The following is an 18,306-nucleotide window of genomic DNA, read 5'->3' as shown; positions in this document are numbered from 1 at the left end:
GGCCTTTTTTGTTCGTTTACTCTCCCTTCTATAGAAAGTATTAAAAGTTACTGCTGCGTAACAAAATACAGATAGCTGGGGCTTTCTATATCTTTAATATTTAGACGCAACTGCCATTTCATAACTGGCTCACTACAGCTACCTAACATAAACCAACCTGACCATTTGCCTTTCCCGTCGTTATCTAACAGCACGGGAATTTTGCCCATATACATGTTAACCCCTTCAATCCATGCGCTCTCTATTTCCTCTCCCTCAGGAACTAAGAGCTTAACCGTTACTGACTCTTCTGCTTCAGGCATGGCTGAAAAAGTGGCAATTGCTAACCTGTCATCAATTAAGAATTCGCAAGTTTCATTGACAAAGTTGCAGCTGTTTCCTATTCCATTAACTACGCTCGTGTCTTTTAACACCGATGACTGGAATTTATGTGCAAGGTATACACACACGGCTACAACAATAATAGCCACTAATGGAAGTTGGGAATGTAAAATTTTTGATCGTTTATTGTTATCGTTATTTAGCATTTCTTAAATTTTGTGTATTTCTTCATTGACGGAGATCAAGCTTAGGTAGTTTATGGTATCTTTTTGTAATTAAAAACCTTATCATCCGCGTACCAACTGGCTTGGAGACAATAATTATTACTCTTTCCGAGCTCGGTGTGAAGCGTTATTCCTTAGCTGATACACGTCTCGACCGTACTATTCCGGCAGTTGGAGACCATAGTTCATTTGAAGTGGAAGATTCATTAAAATGAGTGAAATAAGCCAAGCACAACCTGACTACAATTATAAAGTAGTTAGGCAATTTACCATCATGACCATAGTCTGGGGTATCATTGGTATGGGCCTAGGGGTATTTATTGCCGCGCAATTATTTGCACCTATGCTTAACTTTGACACACCATGGCTAACATTCTCACGTTTGCGTCCGTTGCACACTAACGCCGTTATTTTTGCCTTCGGCGGCTGTGCGCTATTTGCAACGTCGTACTACATCGTTCAGCGTACCTGCCAGGTAAGACTGTTCAGTGACAAACTTGCCGCATTTACCTTCTGGGGTTGGCAAGCCGTAATCGTTTTAGCAGTTATCACCCTGCCTATGGGTTTAACCAGCTCGAAAGAATACGCTGAACTAGAATGGCCAATTGATATCCTTTTGGCACTGGTTTGGGTCGCTTATATCATTAACTTCTTCGGAACCCTAGTAATCCGTAAAGTTTCGCACATTTACGTGGCGAACTGGTTCTTAGGTGCGTTCATGTTAACTGTTGCAATTCTTCATATTGGTAACAGCATGGCTATTCCGGTGTCTTTCACTAAATCGTATTCACTGTACGCAGGCGCAGTAGACGCTATGATGCAGTGGTGGTACGGCCACAACGCGGTAGGCTTTTTCCTAACTGCGGGCTTCCTTGGTATGATGTACTACTTCGTACCTAAGCAAGCTGGTCGCCCGGTTTATTCATACAGACTTTCAATTGTTCACTTTTGGGCACTTATCTCTCTGTATATCTGGGCCGGTCCTCACCACCTTCATTACACTGCCCTACCAGACTGGACTCAGTCACTAGGTATGGTGATGTCTATTATCCTATTCGTTCCATCTTGGGGTGGTATGATTAATGGTATTATGACGCTATCTGGCGCGTGGCATAAACTTCGCACCGACCCAGTATTGCGTTTCCTTATTGTTTCATTGTCTTTCTACGGTATGTCTACCTTCGAAGGCCCAATGATGGCAATCAAGACCGTTAATGCACTGTCTCACTACACTGACTGGACAATTGGTCATGTACACTCTGGTGCTCTAGGTTGGGTTGCAATGGTTTCAATTGGTTCAATTTACCACTTAATTCCAGTGCTATTCGGTCAGCGCGCTATGTATAGCACCAAGCTAGTTAACGTACACTTCTGGTTCGCAACTATCGGTGTTGTTCTATACATCGTAGCAATGTGGATGTCTGGTGTACTACAGGGTCTAATGTGGCGTGCAGTAAATGCTGACGGTACGTTAACCTATAGCTTTGTTGAGTCATTAGAAGCGTCTAAGCCTTTCTATGTGGTTCGTTTCATTGGTGGTTGTTTCGTGGTAGCAGGTATGCTTGTTATGGCATACAACACATGGAAAACCGTTCGTGCACCTAAAGGCAGTATCGCTGCAGACCCAGCGACTCAGCCGGCGTAGTAAAGGAGACGAATAATGAAAAACGCACATGAGTTAATTGAAAAGAACGTCGGTCTGTTAACGGTATTAATCCTTATCGCTATCAGCTTCGGTGCCATGGTTCAAATAACGCCGTTGATGTTTCAACAGCAAACCATGGAACCAGTAACAGGCTTACGTCCATATACCGCGCTTGAGCTTGAAGGCCGTGATATCTACATCCGTGAAGGTTGTGTAGGTTGTCACAGCCAGATGATCCGTCCATTCCGCGCTGAAACAGAGCGTTATGGTCACTACAGCGTTGCTGGCGAATCAGTATGGGAGCACCCTTTCCTTTGGGGTTCTAAGCGTACTGGTCCTGACCTAGCACGTGTTGGTGGTCGTTACAGCGACGAATGGCACCGAGTTCACCTGCTTAATCCTCGTAACGTAGTACCAGAGTCGAATATGCCAGGTTTCCCTTGGCTTGCGGAAAACACGCTTAATGGCGAGTTAACAGCTGAAAAAATGGAAGTATTCCGTGGCTTCGGCGTTCCGTATACCGACGAAGATATCGCGGGTGCGAAAGCGGCAGTACAGGGCAAAACGGAAATGCAGGCCCTTATTGCTTATCTACAATCTCTTGGCACACATTTGAAATAATATGGACCAAGGAATTGTAGGCAGCATTTTTACTGTCATCGTCTTTGTAAGCTTCATCGGTGTTGTGTGGTGGGCGTTTAGCAGCCGCAACAAGAAAAAATTCGATGAAGCTGCAAACCTAGTGTTTGCAGACGAAGAAAAAGAAAAATCAAAAGAAGATTAGCAGGAGTCTCGAACTCATGAGTATGTTTTGGACAATTTGGATTTCAGTGATAACCCTAGGGTTAATCATTGGTTGCTACTTCCTTCTTCGCTGGTGCCTTTCTAACAAGACTGGCGTAGCTGAAGGTGAGTCAATGGGCCACGAATTTGATGGTATTGAGGAGTTGAACAACCAACTTCCTCGCTGGTGGACAATTATGTTCTACATGACCATCGTTTGGGGCTTTTTATACCTAGCGCTTTATCCTGGCCTAGGTGCGTATGAAGGTATTTTGGGTTGGAAGAGCTCTAACCAAAATATTCAATCGCTAGAAGAGTCAGCTCAGGCGCGTATTGATGCTAAAGAGCAAGGCTACCTAGTAGAATATGATCGTGAACTAGATTTCGCTGCCGAGAAGTTCGATCCGATCTTCGAAGCGTATGCACAAGTTCCTGTTGAAGAACTGGCTAAAGACCCAGAAGCAAATAAAGTAGGTCAGCGTTTGTTCCTACAAAATTGCTCTCAGTGTCACGGTTCTGATGCACGTGGTCAAAATGGCGGCTTCCCTAACCTAACGGACAACGACTGGTTGTACGGTGGTTCAGGTGCGAAAATCGTTGAAACTCTTACGCTTGGTCGTAAAGCAGCTATGCCAGCATGGCTAGATGCTATGGGTGAAGACGGTATCGAAGAAGTGGTTAACTACGTACTTAGTTTAAGCGGTCGCGATGTGGACCCTCAGCTTGCAGAAGCAGGTAAAGCTCGTTTCGCAGCGTGTGCGGCTTGTCATGGTATGGACGGTAAAGGTAACCAAGCACTTGGTGCACCAAACCTTACTGACAATATCTGGCTATACGGCGGCAGCCACAGAGCGGTAACAGAAACGCTTACTTACGGTCGTAACGGTGTAATGCCTTCATTCAAGAAAACCTTGGGTGATGACAAAATTCACGTTGTTGCAGCGTATGTATACAGCCTTTCAAATGATTAATGATTTAAATCATTAAATATCTTAAAAAGCCTCGTTACTACGGGGCTTTTTTTATGAGAAAATACAGCGATATAGACAGCAATACAGAAAGTGTCGTTGCGAACACATTTTGTGCGCATTAAACCAGTGTCCCCAACACTATATTTATTGTTATTAACTGATGTAGCAATAATAAATATGTTGTTAGCGACCTTGCTAGTGAAGTAAATACGAGAAAGATTTCGATGAATAGACCCTGGTATAAAGAGTTCTGGCCCTGGTTTTTAATTGCCGTACCTATCATTACACTCATCATGGGTGGCGTGTTGTTAAACCTTGCTATTAGTACCGAAGATAGCCTGGTGGTAGACGATTACTACAAGGAAGGAAAAGCAATCAATGCCCGTCTGGACAAAGAAGCCATAGCCCGCCGCATGAATATCACCACTGATTTAACCATTGAAGATGGAAGCATAGCGCTGCAATTTCATTCGGGGATTCCTCAAGAAGGTAACGCGGTTAAATTAAGTTTCTATCACGTAACGCTAGAAGAGCGCGATGTTAGCGTTTTATTGAGTCGCGACGCTAACGGTATTTATCGCGGCTTTATTGAAGAAAACCTTGACGGTAAATGGCGCATATCGCTGACGCCGATTGATGATAGCTGGAAAATTCAAAACACGGTCTATCTGCCCCACACTGGCAAAATGAAATTCAATCCATAATGACAAAGCACGACTGTTACCATTGCGGCTTGCCTATAGCGAGTCCAGACAATGGGAAATTTACTACTGTCATTTTAGGGCAACAACGAGACATGTGTTGCCCTGGCTGCTTAGCGGTAGCTGAAGCGATCGTTAACAACGGCCTTGAAGACTATTACCAGTTTAGAACCGAACCGGCGCAAAAATCTGACGACGGTATTTTAGAAACGTTAGATAAGCTAAAAGTCTATGACGACCCTTCCCTTCAAGAAGAGTTCGTGTTTGAAGAAGGTCAGGACAAGCAGATTCAATTAACCCTTGAAGGTATTACGTGCGCTGCGTGTGGCTGGCTTATCGAAAAGCAACTGTCGAAAGTTGAAGGGATAAAGCAAGTCGCGGTGAACGTTCAAGAGCGCCGCGCTTTAGTTACTTGGTCACCGTTTCAAATAAAGCTTAGTCAAATTCTGTCTACGCTAAAACGCATTGGCTACATTGGCTCACCGTTTCATCCCGATGAGCACGAAGCCAGCTATAAACGTGAGCAAAAAACATTTCTTAAAAAGCTAGGCCTTGCAGGTATTATGACTATGCAGGTTATGATGCTGATGACAGGGCTTTACTTTGACTGGTTTGGCGCTATCGAATTAGAAACTCGACAGTACTTTTACTGGGTTGCCCTTACACTCACCACCCCGGTTGTGCTGTATTCTGGTAGCACATTCTACGTTGGTGCAGCTAAAGCGCTGAGCGCACGAACAGTTAATATGGACGTACCCGTTACGCTCGCCATATTCGGTACTTACATTGCTGGAATTCGTTCTACAGTATTAGAGCAAGGTGAAGTGTATTTCGAATCCATTTGTATGTTTATTTTTCTGCTGTTACTTAGCCGATTCTTAGAACATCGCAGTCGTCATCGCGCCGCACAGATCTCTGCCAATATGATGCAGTATGTGCCCGTATCAGCGACCAAACTAAATCCGGATGGCAGCCTAACCGAGTGTCTGGCTAAGCAGCTAAAAATTGACGACGTAGTGCTAGTGAAGCCTGGTGAAACAGTCCCCATTGATGGGGTGGTAACCGACGGCAACGCAGCGGTTGACGAATCTATGCTTACCGGCGAGTTTAACCCCGTGCGTAAGTCAAACAGTAGCCCGGTTTACGGCGGCACGGTTTGTCAAGATGGTACGCTAACCATTACGGTTACGCAGACCCTTAAAAATGCGCTGGTGAATCAAATTGTACGACTGCAAGCAAGTGCCATGGCGAGTAAACCTAAAGCAGCGCAGATAGCCGATAATTTTTCTCGCTATTTCGTTACCGCGGTATTGCTGATTTCGGCGTTAACCTATGGCTTTTGGGCGTATCAGGGTAGCGACGAGGCATTCTGGATCACCATATCGGTGCTGGTTGCAACCTGCCCTTGCGCATTAGGGTTGGCCACGCCATCAGCGTTAACCTGCGCTATGGCAAAGTTAAACAGACAAGGTATTTTACTAAAACGCGCCGATGCTTTAGAGCAAATTACCGACATCGATACCATTGCACTAGATAAAACCGGTACGCTTACACAAGGTAAATTCACTATTTCAAACGCCTGGTATGCTGACGGCGTAGATAGTGACAGCGCGTTTTCCATCGCCCGCGCTTTGGAATCACGCTCTGAACATCCGATTGCCAAAGCCTTTAGTGACGGTGTCACCTTTAGTGATGATAGAGCTAGAGAGAATACTGCCTCTAGCGGCAGTGCTGACGCTATCGATAATACGGTACACAAAGTAACTAATTTTACCGTTACGCCAGGAGGCGGTATCAGCGGTGAGATCAATGACACCTTGTTTTCTATGGGATCTGCAGCATTCTGCGTTCACGAATCACAGATAAAACTCATTGATGAATTCCCTTCAGCTAACGTGTTTCTCACGGTTAAGGGGCGCATTATGGCGGCGTATGAAGTAAAGGATTCACTAAGAGAAGATACGCAAGAAACTCTCGATATATTAGCTGCAAGCCATACCCTCGCCGTTTTAAGTGGTGATACACAGCAAAACGTTAATGCGCTTACCGCACCATTGCCAATTTTGACCGCTAAAGGTGGCCTAACACCTGAGCAAAAGTACGAAGCCGTTCAAGCTATGCAGCAATCTGGCGCGAAAGTGATGATGATGGGTGATGGTATTAACGACGCGCCCGTTCTTGCCAGCGCTGATGTGGCAATTGCAGTAGGTAATGCCACAGACGTGGCTAAAACTGCCGCCGACGTGATACTGCTTGGCGATCAGCTGCTTTCTGTACCAGAACTTATTCGAACTGCGCACCAAGTGAAGCAAAAAATAAGGCAAAATATTGGCTGGTCGGTAGGTTACAACGTTTTAATCTTACCTTTCGCCGTATCAGGCTTACTTTCACCGTGGATGGCTGTTGTTGGTATGTCGTTAAGCAGTATCATTGTGGTCACAAACTCAACGCGACTTTTGAGCAAATAGCATGAGTATTATTTACGTACTAATTCCAATCGCCATCATCATTGTTGCCGTCGCTATCGTGATATTCTTTTGGGCGGTGAAAACCAATCAATTTGAAGATTTAGATCGCCAAGGTTATAGCATACTGTTTGACGATGATCTTCCGCCAGAAGAAAAAAAGCTAGCTGAGCAACGCAAGCAACTTCAAGACAGTAAAGTAGACAAAAGCCAAGCGCCACATGGAAGGGATTAACTACTTCTCTGCGTTTCTTATCGGCTTAGCCGGCGGAGTTCACTGTGTGGGAATGTGCGGTGGAATTGTCGCTGCGCTAAGGATGGTATCGCCTAAAGGCGCTTCAGCATTACCCTATACCCTTGCCTATAACATGGGACGTATAGTGAGCTACACCATCGCCGGAGCAATAACCGGGGCACTTGGAAAAATTGCAGCAGATTATATACCTCTTGCCAACTATGCCCTTTCCCTACTTAGCGGAATCATGTTGCTTCTACTGGCGTGTTATTTAGGGAAGTGGTGGACTGGCTTAACGGTGCTGGAAAATGCGGGTAAAGGCCTATTTTCTAAAGTCCAGCCGCTTTCAAAGCGCTTTTTGCCATTTAAGACCCCATTCAGTGCGTTACCTTATGGTTTTATTTGGGGTTGGCTTCCTTGCGGTTTGGTGTATTCCACACTTACCTGGTCTCTCGCGGCGGGTAATGCGCTAGAAGGCGCTGGTATTATGTTCTTCTTCGGTTTGGGTACATTACCCACCTTGCTCGCCGCAAGCGCTGGTAGCCAATATATTGTTCGAAGTTTTCAACATAACCATTTTAGACAAATTATTGCAGTAATAATGGCCATATATGCCGCTTATCTTATCCATGGCGCAATCGTTTAAAAATGGGTGTATCATTGTCGAGTATTCTTTTATAGAGCGTGCATTATGAGCAAAGGAAGCCAATTTTCTATTCACTGTCAAAACTGTAGTTTCAGTCACCTGTGTTTACCGGTGGCGTTAAACAAAACAGAAATCGAATCTCTTGACGATATTATTGAACGCAAGAAGCCGCTTCATAAAGGTGACACACTGATTCAAACTGGTGATAAATTCCGTTCTTTATTTGCAGTAAGAACCGGTTCATTTAAATCATTTGTGACTAATACCGAAGGTGAAGAACAGATTACCGGTTTCCACTTTCCTGGTGACATTATCGGTTTCGATGCATTAAGAGAGAACAAACACCAAAGCTATACCTCTGCGTTAGAAACTGCCATGGTGTGTGAGCTTCCCTACGAGACCCTCGACGAAATGTCAGTGCAATTTCCTAAGCTGCGCCACCAAATCATGAGCTTCATGAGCGCTGAAATAAAACAAGATCACGACATGATCATGCTTTTAAACAAGCGAACCGCAGAAGAGCGTTTATTGTATTTTATATCACATCTTTCTCAGCGCTTTGAAGAGCGTGGCTTTTCCCATAGAGAATTCCACTTAACCATGACGCGCAACGAAATTGGAAACTATTTAGGGTTAACGATTGAAACGATTAGTCGTCTGTTAAGCCGTTTTCAAAAAGACAACATCATAAAAGTAGACGGCAAGCTTATTACTATTTTGGATTTCGATAGACTAAACACCAAACTAGCGGCGCTTAACGGCCCAAGCGTTGTCTGCGGTTAGTCCTTTTTAAGTGTTAAATATGGCGCGCACTAAGCGCGCTTTTTTGTGACCTGTGTTAGCCACCTATCTAACCTTTCAGCACCACGCCGGTTGCGCCTTATTTTATTCAAATCACTAAATTCACTCATGGTCGGCTCGTAAAATTCTTGATCTAAAACAACTTACGTTTTTCCCAATGTCGTTTATAGTTAGTATTAGAAAGCTTCGATTTCGACAGCCACTACTAAATTTCGTAGTTAGGGGGACGTTATGATTGAGTGTAAACGAATTCTGGCCGTGGTAGATGCCGAGCGCGATAACCAACCTGCACTAAGCCGTGCTTATGAACTCGCTTCAAAAACAGGCGCTTCAGTTACCGCCATGATGGTGGTATACGACTTATCTTATGATATGACGACCATGCTTAGCCCCGATGAGCGCGCGTCAATGCGCGATGCAGTCACAAAGGAGCATGCAAAATGGCTTGCCACCCACTTAAGAGAACAAGGATTCACTGAAACTGATATCGTTGTAGAATGGAATAATCGCGCGTATGAATCGATTATTTACTACACCCTAAACAATCAGATAGATTTAGTAGTAAAGGCAACCAAAAAGCACGACGATCTTGCTTCTGTTATTTTCACTCCCACCGACTGGCACTTAATGCGTAAATGCCCTCGCCCAGTGTTGCTCGTTAAAGAGCACGACTGGCCAGAAGGCGGAGAGATTATTGCTGCAGTAAACGTAGGCAGTGAAGACGATGAACATGCCGCACTAAACGATAAGCTCACCCTTATTGCTAACGACTACGCCTCTTTATTGAAAGGCAGCGTAAATTTAGTCAACAGTTACCCTTCTACTCCACTTAATATCGCGATAGAAGTACCTGAATTCGACCCCGACACCTATCATGACGCGGTAAAAAGCCATCATTTGAAAGAAATGCGCAGCCACGCACTAAAATACAGTATTCCAGAAGACAAATGTGTAGTGAAAGAAGGCTTGCCTGAAAAAGTTATCCCGCAAGTGGCAAAAACACTGGATGCAGAACTGGTTGTTATTGGTACCGTTGGCCGTGTGGGCATTTCAGCGGCCCTAATTGGTAACACTGCAGAACACGTGATCGACGAACTCAATTGCGATGTGCTTGCTATTAAGCCAGATGGATTTGTGTCGCCGTTGTCGGTGTAATCTTTTCATCAGTACCTCATAGCCCGTGTTTGCCGTTACTTAGCGGCCAACACGGTATGTCACCAACAAATTTAACTTCACAAGCATGGTCTCGAAAAGCCGCTTTAATGTATAATGGTGGCTTTATCACAAACCAAGCTAGTTAATTATGAGTTTAGGCACAAACAGTGCTGACGCGTCGCCATTAAATGCTGCGCAAAGTAAGCAAAAGTACAACTTCAACAAACTTCAGAAACGACTTCGCCGCAATGTGGGTAAAGCCATTGGCGATTTCGGTATGATTGAAAACAACGACAAAGTAATGGTGTGTTTATCTGGCGGTAAAGACAGCTACACCATGCTAGATATTTTATTGTTTTTAAAGAAGATTGCGCCTATTCACTTTGATATCGTTGCGGTTAATCTTGACCAAAAGCAGCCTGGTTTCCCAGAACATATCTTGCCTGAATATCTAGAAAGCATTGGCGTTGACTACAAAATTGTAGAAGAAGACACCTACTCTATTGTTAAAGACAAAATTCCAGAGGGAAAGACGACTTGCTCTCTCTGTTCTCGCTTGCGCCGTGGTATTCTGTACCGCACGGCAAAAGAGTTAGGTGCGACTAAAATTGCATTAGGTCATCACCGCGACGACATGCTAGAAACGTTTTTCCTCAATATGTTTCATGGTGGAAAGCTTAAGTCTATGCCGCCAAAGCTAGTCAGCGACAACGGTGAACACATCGTTATTCGTCCATTGGCGTACTGCACAGAAAAAGACATCGAGAAATATTCTCAGGCCGCTGAATTTCCGATTATTCCTTGTAACCTTTGTGGCTCACAAGAAAATTTACAGCGCCAAAACATCAAAGCAATGCTTCAAGACTGGAACCGTCGCTTCCCAGGTCGTATAGAGTCGATGTTCCGTGCGCTTCAAAACGTGGCCCCTTCACACCTTGTAGACAGTAACCTTTATGACTTTAAATCGATTGCCACTCAAGACGGTCCCGTAGAAGATGGAGATATCGGGTTCGATGAACCTGCTTTCACTACAGAAAATAGTACAGACTTCAGTGTTGAAAATAATACTATTGAAGTTATAAACATTATGGAACCGAAGTAAATGAAAATTGGACTTGCGTTAGGTGCCGGTGCCGCAAGGGGCTGGACTCACATTGGCATCATTGAAGCATTAGAAAAACTCGGCGTAAAAGTTGACGTTGTAGCGGGATGCTCTATTGGTGCCTATGTTGGTGCTGCCTACGCAAGTGGCAAGCTGGAAGGGTTGAAAGAGTGGGCCTGTTCACTTAGCGACTGGCAAGTGCTTGCGCTTATGGGAGTTGGGCTTAGGCGCGGTGGCATCGCTAGCGGCCAAAAAGTTTTCGACAAGCTTGCCAGCGAGTTTTGTGTCTCTTCTTATGAAGAAATGCTGAAGCCCTTTGCGACGGTGGCAACTGACCTCTATACCGGCCGTGAAGTGGTATTTAACTCAGGTCCTATTGGCGACACTATTCAAGCATCGTGCGCTATTCCAGCGCTCTTTGCGCCCGTGGCACATGGCGATCGATGGTTAGTTGATGGCGCCGTTGTTAATCCCGTCCCCGTGAACTTATGTCGTCAGTTAGGCGCAGACTTCGTGATTGCGGTTAACCTCAACGCTGATTTTCGTCCACTTCGCTTGGAGAAATTAAGGCAGGATCACGAGGAAAACCAGCGTAAAACAGAAGACTTTTTTACTAAAAGCCAAAACGTATTGCGCCAATGGTTTTCGCCTGATAGTAAAGATGATAAAGCGTCAGAAGAAAGTGAAGAGCAGCTTCAAGTCAATGCTTCTGAAGATGTGAATACCGAAGAAAGCATAGCCTCTGATGTTATTGAAAAAGTAGAAGAAGAATTTACCGAAGTACCGGCTAAAGTGAATAAGCGAAACCCACCGGGAATTATGAGCGTTATGAGCAGTTCACTTGAAATACTGCAGGCTCGTGTTACTCGCTCACGTTTAGCCGGCGACCCGCCAGATATACTAATAGAACCGCAGCTTACTGATGTAGGTATCATGGAGTTTCATAGGGCGGAAGAACTGTGCGCAAAAGGCGAAGAAACCATCGCCCGTGTTGCAGAGCAAATTAGGTATCAGTTGCTTACCTGATACCCAATTCCTTAGCTGGTGATTAACTTGACGCCATAGCGGTCACGCGCAGCGGCGCATGAGGTAACGTTAAGCCTTTAGCGTCGTTGATCCAATCTTGTTTTAGATGCAACACGCCATTATTAATTTGCACACCTTGTGGTGTAATGAAGTCTAAATTCTTGTCATCAAACTGAATCATCAAGCCTTTTACCGAGGGCATCATGAAAGACAAGAAGCTTCCCATTTCATTAAAGAAAGCTTCGTATTGACCATACAAAAAAGTAAGGTCGTCTTTTGTGTAATACTGCTTTAGATATTCCGCTTTGGTTTCAAGCTGCACCGACATATCACAAACGTTAGCCCGCTCGTCTAAGTCAATTCGAACCAGTGCATTAGCCAGCTTCAGTGCTTTCTCTGTAGGTACAGTAAAACGCCCCTCTTCAGTTACCTCTAAAGGCATCGTTTTCTTATCAGTAACAATAGATGCTTCATTAACCGCACATAAACGCCCTTCGCCAACACGGACAAAACCAAAGGCAAACTGAAGCGCTTGGGTATCTTCATTGTCTAGTTTTTTAACATGGCTGTAGAAACGGCTGTACTCAACGTCTATCGTTTCAGCAGCTACGGATGAACTGCCAACACCTATAAACAGAGATGAAGCAAAAAATAAAGCAGCGCGTATCATTCGGATAAAAACTCCTCGTTAAATAGGATCATAGTTTGAAGCTCTTCAACATAAGCGGCTCCACGCTCGGAATAATTCATTAGCCCTTCAGCTAAAGCAACTCCAGTAATAGGAATTTGGTTCGCACGCAATCGGCTACGGATTTCTCTTAAATCTGTATATGCGTCATGGCGGTTTAAGTTTCTCATGTAGGTGTAGGTTGCGCGCGAAAGACTATCAAACTTAGCAACTTCATGAGATGCACCATCGTTTCGACGGCTTGGGACAAAACCGCAGCCTTTAGAGAAACACCATAAACCAAAGAAGTTATATCCCTTTCTTGCAAATCGGCTTGTGCCCCAAGCCGACTCATTTGCAGCTTGCACAAGTACCAACTCCGCAGGCAAAACATCAATTTTTTGCAACAGCGCCAACAGTTTCATCTTTAACGGTTGCGTCGGCTTAACTCGATATTCCTCTTCAAGCCACTCAAGCCTCGCCATATCTTCTTCAGAGAGCGACTCGTTGGCTAACGCCTTCCTGTACAGGGTTTGCACGTAATGCCTTAACGTAAGTAGATAAGCATTCTGTTTCTCTACTTCAGGTCGTAAATAGTTAAAAAACGCTTCTTTCTTCTCTTTTACATCTGTATAGGCAGAAAAGTCAGGCACCGGCTTTTTAGCTTCAACCGTTTGCGGTATTTCTAAAATATCCGGCTCGTCCTTTGTAAAAATAATGGCATTGATGACGATTACCGCCAAAACGCCCAGCGTTATAAGGACTATCTTAAAGGTTTCACGCTTATGCATCGAAGCTAGACTCATTCACATCGTTTTCAGATGCTTCCGTGCTCACTCCCTGCTCGCCAATCAGTTCCTGATAGAGTAAGCCCATCATACTAAAATAAAAAGGTAATACCCAAATAAGTGAAAACCCCAGCGTTAATGGAACTGAAGCAAACAGTAAAAAGAACACACCAAATATGCTGGCGATTTGAGCCCAGTATGCATTAAATACGCGACAGGACAGGATAATCGCACTAATTGGCGTCAGCTTTCTATCAGCGACTAACATTAGGGAAAAAGACGACGCTAAATAAAAGTACAGACCAGGAATTATAAGCAGCATCATGCCAAGTTGAACAAGAATACTGTTTACTAGTTGGGTTAACGCGACCAAAAATATAAGGGGAAAAAATTGGAATACGGTAAATACTGAAGTTTTAGTGCCACGGGCGACAAAAACGCCCATCATGTACAACCCCGTCAACAGCGGGGCAACGATGCAGATTGCGACAATTTCAATGATTGACTGATGCTCAAAAACATAGGTTCCATCGTCATTTATTGTAATGTATTGCTGAGCAAATACACCTAACACGACAAACGTAAGAAATAGAACAACACTTCCCTGCAGTAATGATGAAAAATTTGCCTTTGTTAAACCGGCAGCGCGGCGCAATAGACCTTTGGTATCAAATTGATACTGTTTAGACAACGTATTGTTCAGGCGGTCTTGGTTTATGTCTTTCACACAACTCTCTTTTCTTTTTGAAAAATCAGAGCGATTATATCAATTCGCAAAAACAAATGCCTGTTTGTATGGTAAACAAACGTTAACCTAATACTAATTTCGCAGCCAAACCGACGAGTAGCACACCCATCGCACGGTCTAACCAATACCCTTTTTTACCAATAAGCTCAGCTACTTTACTGGTGCTTAAAAGGTATGAAAGAAAACAGAACCACAGTCCAGTAGCAATAGCTAAGTAGATACCGTAGCTGAGTTTTACTGTAAATGGTGTATCAATACTAATAATTGCAGTAAATAACGAGAGGAAAAAAAGTGTCGCTTTTGGGTTAAGCCCATTTGTGAGAAAGCCCATCCACACTGCGCGCTTTGCCGATATGTGGGATGTTTTCTTTTCAGCGTCAACAGCTTGGTCTTGCTTTACAGGCCCGCTTCTAAGCGCACCAAACGCAAGGTACAGTAAATAAGTTGCGGCGGCATAGCTAAACGTGGTGAATAACCATGGAGTAGTTGCAATAACCACACTAAGCCCCACTAATGAGTAAGCAACATGCAATAAGATTGCTAGCCCAATACCAACGCTAGTGTACATGGCTATACGTCTGCCATAAGCCACGCTGTTTCGAACCACCACCGCAAAGTCAGGCCCAGGGCTGGCGACAGCCACAAGATGTACCAATGCAATGGTAAGAAATTCATTCATATACTGCATGCTTTGCGCCTCCTACAGCGCATATTTTGTTATTAATTCATCAACCCATTGCGGAACTATGTGCGAGGCTAGTCCTGTAAGTGATTCGTCGAACAAGGCATTAGATACGCCTGGCTCTAAATTCGCTTCTATTGTATGTGCCCCATTTTCTTTAGCAATCTGAACAAAGCCAGCAGCGGGATACACATTGCCGGATGTACCAATCGCTATAAATACATCGGCTTGTGAAAGCGCTTCGTAAATTTCTTCCATGTACATTGGCATTTCACCGAACCACACAATGTCAGGTCGAAGAGTTACTCTGTCGCAGCATGGGCATTTTGTCGTGTGATCAAAACTTTCACGCCAATCAAAAGTTTGCTGGCTAATAGCACAGCGCGCCGACAGTAGCTTGCCATGCATATGATAAACCGATTCACTGCCACCACGTTCATGTAAGTCATCAACATTTTGCGTCACTAGCATCATCTTGTGACCGAAAGCTTTCTCGAGTTTAGCCAGCGCCAAATGCGCTGCGTTTGGCACGACATCATCTTCTTGAAGCTGCGCTCTACGCGCATTGTAGAAGCGGTAAACCAAGCTTGGGTTTTGCTCAAAAGCTTCGGGCGTAGCGACTTCTTCAACGCTGTGATTTTCCCAAAGGCCGTCATTATCACGAAAGGTTTTTAGCCCAGATTCAGCGGAAATGCCCGCACCGGTAAGAATAACAATATTGGGTAGAGATTGATCAGATGGCATCAGGTTGTTCTTACTCTGTTGTTATAGCGCTAATTATACGATTAGCATGTTGTGTATTTACTTAGTTATAAACCGCGACTCTTTAAATATCTTTGACCACAGGATATTGAGTATCAGCGCCCCACTCTGACCAAGAGCCATCATATACTGAAACCTGCGTTGCGCCGCACAATAATGCCGCCACTCCAATTATGCAGGCGGTAACGCCAGAACCACACGTACATATAATGGGTTTGCGTAAATCGATATTAGCGCGGTCAAAAACAGCCTTAAGCTGCTCAACTGGCAAAAAATGCCCGTCTTTGACTAAGGTGTCAAAAGGAATATTAAACGCACCAGGCATATGACCTGAACGTACTCCTTCACGAGGCTCTGATACTTCTCCTTTGAATCGCGGTGCGCTGCGCGCATCAACAAGTTGTGCTTCAGTATTTATTGCCTGAAGTACTGCACCGGAATTTGCGAACCAACCAGGCCTAGGCGTAGCTTGATAGGTTAATTTTCCGTATTGTTGTTGTTCTGAAACCGGCAGCGCTGCTTTTTCCCATGCAGGCTGTCCGCCATTTAATAGATAAACATCTTGGTGGCCCAACGCTTTTAACATCCACCACACTCTTGGCGCAGAATATATTCCACGGGTATCATATACCGTAATAGGTGTATTCGCTGTTATGCCCTGATTACCAAGATAAATAGCAAGGTCATTTGCAGAAGGCATACTGTGGGGGAGACCTGTAGTGTGATCGCTACCTTCACTATCTAAGTCAAAGTCGACTGACGCAGGTAAAACCATTGCCGTTCGCGTATCTGGTGTTTTTGAAACGGGGTCGTCCATTAACGCTCGTACAAGCGTTACCGGCTTTTGTTGCATTACATTGGCTAATTCACCAACTGAGAGCAATACCGATGCCATTACATTCTCCTAAAAGGCACCCACATCAGTGAGTGCCCTGTAATACCCCGATAAAACAAATCGGTACGTATTCAAACACATTACATAGTTAGCTAACCAACTAACCTATGTTGCGGATCTACTTAGCTAAGAGCTGCGATAGCCGCGTCGTAGTTCGGCTCTTCTGTTGTTTCTGCAACTTGCTCTGTGTAAACCACTTTGCCTTCGGCATCGATAACCACTACTGAACGAGACAGCAGCCCAGTAAGCGGCGCTGATTCAAAGGTAACACCATAGTCATCACCAAAGCTTGAGCGGAAAGTCGAGCCTGTAAGTACATTTTCAATACCTTCAGCACCACAGAAGCGACCCGCTGCAAACGGAAGATCTGCCGATACACAGATAACTGTAGTGTTATCCAATTTTGCCGCTTCTTCGTTGAATTTACGCACAGACATTGCACACGTTCCCGTGTCGATAGAAGGGAAAATGTTTAATACCACATTTTTTCCAGCAAGCTCAGACAATGTTACTTCACCCAAATCTGCTTTCACTAATGAAAAGTCTGGTGCAGATGTACCTACTTCAGGAAGCTGACCCTTTGTCGTAACTGTATTGCCTTGAAAAGTAACTGATGCCATTCGCTTTCTCCGTGTTTTGTTAATATGAAATAGTGGATGTAAAACAATACTTTCGCAAATAAAAGTGACGCTTTTTAAATGTTACTTTTAACCTGCGACTCTGCAAACGCAAGCTTATGCTGCAAATGCGGCTTACCTTTTAAATATTCCCGTCTAAACACACTGAAATAATGCGCTAAAGTTTGTGCCCCTTGCTTCTGCTGCGCAAGGTCTAAAACGCTAATGCCAACTTCAGCAGTACAGTGTTGGAAATCATGGGTAGATTCGCGTAGTAAATAATCTGACGCTACGTCCATACTCACGCCCAACACAGGAAAGTCATGCAAGTAAGGGCTTTTCACGAACATTTTTTTTGCTTCACGCCACGTTCCATCCAAGAAAATAAATAGTAACGTTTTCCCAGTATTCAATGGTGGCGTGTCAATACAACGTTCAGCTGCAGCATATTCGTGTGGAAATACCACGATAGGAAAATATTTTTCGTTACGAAGTAACGCCAATAGCGCCTCTTCTGGCTCGGTGCGCTTCCACAAAAATGCGTGGTTATCTTTAACCACATCCGCAATTAAACGACCGGTATTGGTAGGCTTATAGTATTCGCCTTTGTACATCAAGAACAAAACCGCCACGTCAGTGCCAGCCTCAGGCTTAAATTCACAAATACAGTTTTGCGTTGGAAGCAAACACGCGTCGCAGCGAACTACTTTACTCCCACGTGCGTAGAATGGACGTTCAGCACGAGATAACTCGTCTAAACGAAGTGACATAACAGAATTCAAGATAGTACGTCTTTGCAAAAATTTTACGGATTTTACCATAGTAATTTGTGATAAAAGAGCGCTATTATCTTATCAATTTTTTGATTAAGATTTGGGAGTTGATAAATGGTGTCGGGGCCGGACTTGAACTTTGATTTAATTGATTGATCTTAATAAAGAATAAAAATAAATGAAGATCGAAAGCACCACCCGTAGCACCGGTTCCTGTTGGTGAAATTTGGGACTTGAACCTGCACCGGTTTCAATTAACCAAGCACCTGAATTATAAACAATAAAAAGTAGTGTGTTGC

21 protein-coding genes are annotated in these 18,306 nt (G+C 44.2%); 12 read left to right on the top strand and 9 right to left on the bottom strand.

Translation table 11 applies throughout. The features are described 5' to 3' along the window. Positions 1-47 precede the first annotated feature (47 nt). Positions 48-527, bottom strand: a complete 480-nt coding sequence (locus ACXAGV_RS15940; RefSeq protein WP_474874084.1) for a hypothetical protein — start codon at positions 525-527, stop codon at positions 48-50. 229 nt (positions 528-756) lie between these two features. Between ACXAGV_RS15940 and ccoN the strand changes: the two genes are divergently transcribed. From ccoN to ACXAGV_RS15880, 12 genes are all read left to right on the top strand, one after another. Continuing rightward, entirely contained in the window at positions 757-2,190 is a 1,434-nt protein-coding gene (ccoN, locus tag ACXAGV_RS15935; RefSeq protein ID WP_014949589.1) for a cytochrome-c oxidase, cbb3-type subunit I, read from the top strand. Positions 2,191-2,205: 15 nt separating this feature from the next. Beyond that, positions 2,206-2,811, top strand: a complete 606-nt coding sequence (ccoO, locus tag ACXAGV_RS15930; protein WP_014949590.1) for a cytochrome-c oxidase, cbb3-type subunit II — start codon at positions 2,206-2,208, stop codon at positions 2,809-2,811. 1 nt (position 2,812) lies between these two features. Beyond that, positions 2,813-2,974, top strand: a complete 162-nt coding sequence (locus ACXAGV_RS15925; RefSeq protein WP_014949591.1) for a cbb3-type cytochrome oxidase subunit 3 — start codon at positions 2,813-2,815, stop codon at positions 2,972-2,974. Positions 2,975-2,990: 16 nt separating this feature from the next. Further along, positions 2,991-3,944, top strand: coding sequence for a cytochrome-c oxidase, cbb3-type subunit III (gene ccoP, locus ACXAGV_RS15920; RefSeq protein ID WP_014949592.1), 954 nt, complete (start codon positions 2,991-2,993; stop codon positions 3,942-3,944). Between the two features lie 224 nt (positions 3,945-4,168). Next, positions 4,169-4,648: a FixH family protein gene (locus ACXAGV_RS15915; RefSeq protein ID WP_039227668.1), complete on the top strand. Its 480-nt coding sequence runs from the start codon at positions 4,169-4,171 to the stop codon at positions 4,646-4,648. Further along, positions 4,648-7,113, top strand: a complete 2,466-nt coding sequence (locus tag ACXAGV_RS15910) for a heavy metal translocating P-type ATPase (protein ID WP_474874083.1) — start codon at positions 4,648-4,650, stop codon at positions 7,111-7,113. Before ACXAGV_RS15915 ends, ACXAGV_RS15910 begins: the two co-directional genes overlap by 1 nt. A gap of 1 nt (position 7,114) precedes the next feature. Then, a complete protein-coding gene (ccoS, locus tag ACXAGV_RS15905; protein ID WP_014949594.1) occupies positions 7,115-7,345 on the top strand; it encodes a cbb3-type cytochrome oxidase assembly protein CcoS in 231 nt (76 codons plus the stop codon). Continuing rightward, positions 7,332-7,991: a sulfite exporter TauE/SafE family protein gene (locus ACXAGV_RS15900; RefSeq protein ID WP_474874082.1), complete on the top strand. Its 660-nt coding sequence runs from the start codon at positions 7,332-7,334 to the stop codon at positions 7,989-7,991. The genes ccoS and ACXAGV_RS15900 overlap by 14 nt, the downstream gene beginning before the upstream one ends. Before the next feature lie 45 nt (positions 7,992-8,036). Next, complete coding sequence (gene fnr, locus ACXAGV_RS15895) at positions 8,037-8,774, top strand: fumarate/nitrate reduction transcriptional regulator Fnr (RefSeq protein WP_014949596.1); 738 nt, start codon at positions 8,037-8,039, stop codon at positions 8,772-8,774. 249 nt (positions 8,775-9,023) lie between these two features. After that, entirely contained in the window at positions 9,024-9,947 is a 924-nt protein-coding gene (gene uspE, locus ACXAGV_RS15890; protein WP_474874081.1) for a universal stress protein UspE, read from the top strand. A 148-nt stretch (positions 9,948-10,095) separates the two neighbouring features. Then, positions 10,096-11,049 carry a tRNA 2-thiocytidine(32) synthetase TtcA gene (gene ttcA / locus ACXAGV_RS15885; RefSeq protein WP_474874080.1) on the top strand — a complete coding sequence of 318 codons (954 nt, stop codon included), beginning with the start codon at positions 10,096-10,098 and terminating at the stop codon, positions 11,047-11,049. Further along, complete coding sequence (locus tag ACXAGV_RS15880; RefSeq protein ID WP_474874079.1) at positions 11,050-12,075, top strand: patatin-like phospholipase family protein; 1,026 nt, start codon at positions 11,050-11,052, stop codon at positions 12,073-12,075. Positions 12,076-12,097: 22 nt separating this feature from the next. Here ACXAGV_RS15880 and ACXAGV_RS15875 read toward each other — a convergent pair whose 3' ends face one another. From ACXAGV_RS15875 to ACXAGV_RS15840, 8 genes are all read right to left on the bottom strand, one after another. After that, positions 12,098-12,745, bottom strand: a complete 648-nt coding sequence (locus ACXAGV_RS15875; protein WP_474874078.1) for a DUF2987 domain-containing protein — start codon at positions 12,743-12,745, stop codon at positions 12,098-12,100. After that, complete coding sequence (locus ACXAGV_RS15870; RefSeq protein ID WP_474874234.1) at positions 12,742-13,533, bottom strand: glucosaminidase domain-containing protein; 792 nt, start codon at positions 13,531-13,533, stop codon at positions 12,742-12,744. The genes ACXAGV_RS15875 and ACXAGV_RS15870 overlap by 4 nt, the downstream gene beginning before the upstream one ends. After that, complete coding sequence (locus tag ACXAGV_RS15865; protein ID WP_474874077.1) at positions 13,526-14,257, bottom strand: YciC family protein; 732 nt, start codon at positions 14,255-14,257, stop codon at positions 13,526-13,528. The genes ACXAGV_RS15870 and ACXAGV_RS15865 overlap by 8 nt, the downstream gene beginning before the upstream one ends. Positions 14,258-14,339: 82 nt before the next feature. Continuing rightward, positions 14,340-14,966 (bottom strand): LysE family translocator, encoded by a 627-nt coding sequence (locus ACXAGV_RS15860; RefSeq protein WP_474874076.1) that lies wholly within the window; start codon positions 14,964-14,966, stop codon positions 14,340-14,342. A 12-nt stretch (positions 14,967-14,978) separates the two neighbouring features. Then, positions 14,979-15,704 carry a Sir2 family NAD+-dependent deacetylase gene (gene cobB, locus ACXAGV_RS15855; protein ID WP_474874075.1) on the bottom strand — a complete coding sequence of 242 codons (726 nt, stop codon included), beginning with the start codon at positions 15,702-15,704 and terminating at the stop codon, positions 14,979-14,981. Between the two features lie 82 nt (positions 15,705-15,786). Continuing rightward, a complete protein-coding gene (locus ACXAGV_RS15850) occupies positions 15,787-16,617 on the bottom strand; it encodes a sulfurtransferase (RefSeq protein WP_474874074.1) in 831 nt (276 codons plus the stop codon). 122 nt (positions 16,618-16,739) lie between these two features. Next, the gene (gene tpx / locus ACXAGV_RS15845) at positions 16,740-17,237 is read right to left on the bottom strand and encodes a thiol peroxidase (protein ID WP_474874073.1); all 498 of its coding nucleotides are present in this window, start codon (positions 17,235-17,237) and stop codon (positions 16,740-16,742) included. A gap of 74 nt (positions 17,238-17,311) precedes the next feature. Next, positions 17,312-18,004 (bottom strand): tRNA-uridine aminocarboxypropyltransferase, encoded by a 693-nt coding sequence (locus ACXAGV_RS15840; protein ID WP_474874072.1) that lies wholly within the window; start codon positions 18,002-18,004, stop codon positions 17,312-17,314. Between the last annotated feature and the right edge of the window lie 302 nt (positions 18,005-18,306).

Source organism: Alteromonas sp. ABH4_453 (assembly GCF_056160665.1).
The sequence above is the reverse complement of the archived record's forward strand: the minus strand, read 5'-3'. Positions and strand labels throughout refer to the sequence as shown.

Excerpts from the sequence above, each read along its gene's own strand:
- ACXAGV_RS15940 (WP_474874084.1), bottom strand. The coding sequence starts at position 527 with ATGCTAAATAACGATAACAATAAACGATCAAAAATTTTACATTCCCAA.
- ccoN (WP_014949589.1), top strand. The coding sequence starts at position 757 with ATGAGTGAAATAAGCCAAGCACAACCTGACTACAATTATAAAGTAGTT.
- ccoO (WP_014949590.1), top strand. The coding sequence starts at position 2,206 with ATGAAAAACGCACATGAGTTAATTGAAAAGAACGTCGGTCTGTTAACG.
- ACXAGV_RS15925 (WP_014949591.1), top strand. The coding sequence starts at position 2,813 with ATGGACCAAGGAATTGTAGGCAGCATTTTTACTGTCATCGTCTTTGTA.
- ccoP (WP_014949592.1), top strand. The coding sequence starts at position 2,991 with ATGAGTATGTTTTGGACAATTTGGATTTCAGTGATAACCCTAGGGTTA.
- ACXAGV_RS15915 (WP_039227668.1), top strand. The coding sequence starts at position 4,169 with ATGAATAGACCCTGGTATAAAGAGTTCTGGCCCTGGTTTTTAATTGCC.
- ACXAGV_RS15910 (WP_474874083.1), top strand. The coding sequence starts at position 4,648 with ATGACAAAGCACGACTGTTACCATTGCGGCTTGCCTATAGCGAGTCCA.
- ccoS (WP_014949594.1), top strand. The coding sequence starts at position 7,115 with ATGAGTATTATTTACGTACTAATTCCAATCGCCATCATCATTGTTGCC.
- ACXAGV_RS15900 (WP_474874082.1), top strand. The coding sequence starts at position 7,332 with ATGGAAGGGATTAACTACTTCTCTGCGTTTCTTATCGGCTTAGCCGGC.
- fnr (WP_014949596.1), top strand. The coding sequence starts at position 8,037 with ATGAGCAAAGGAAGCCAATTTTCTATTCACTGTCAAAACTGTAGTTTC.
- uspE (WP_474874081.1), top strand. The coding sequence starts at position 9,024 with ATGATTGAGTGTAAACGAATTCTGGCCGTGGTAGATGCCGAGCGCGAT.
- ttcA (WP_474874080.1), top strand. The coding sequence starts at position 10,096 with ATGAGTTTAGGCACAAACAGTGCTGACGCGTCGCCATTAAATGCTGCG.
- ACXAGV_RS15880 (WP_474874079.1), top strand. The coding sequence starts at position 11,050 with ATGAAAATTGGACTTGCGTTAGGTGCCGGTGCCGCAAGGGGCTGGACT.
- ACXAGV_RS15875 (WP_474874078.1), bottom strand. The coding sequence starts at position 12,745 with ATGATACGCGCTGCTTTATTTTTTGCTTCATCTCTGTTTATAGGTGTT.
- ACXAGV_RS15870 (WP_474874234.1), bottom strand. The coding sequence starts at position 13,533 with ATGCATAAGCGTGAAACCTTTAAGATAGTCCTTATAACGCTGGGCGTT.
- ACXAGV_RS15860 (WP_474874076.1), bottom strand. The coding sequence starts at position 14,966 with ATGCAGTATATGAATGAATTTCTTACCATTGCATTGGTACATCTTGTG.
- cobB (WP_474874075.1), bottom strand. The coding sequence starts at position 15,704 with ATGCCATCTGATCAATCTCTACCCAATATTGTTATTCTTACCGGTGCG.
- ACXAGV_RS15850 (WP_474874074.1), bottom strand. The coding sequence starts at position 16,617 with ATGGCATCGGTATTGCTCTCAGTTGGTGAATTAGCCAATGTAATGCAA.
- tpx (WP_474874073.1), bottom strand. The coding sequence starts at position 17,237 with ATGGCATCAGTTACTTTTCAAGGCAATACAGTTACGACAAAGGGTCAG.
- ACXAGV_RS15840 (WP_474874072.1), bottom strand. The coding sequence starts at position 18,004 with ATGTCACTTCGTTTAGACGAGTTATCTCGTGCTGAACGTCCATTCTAC.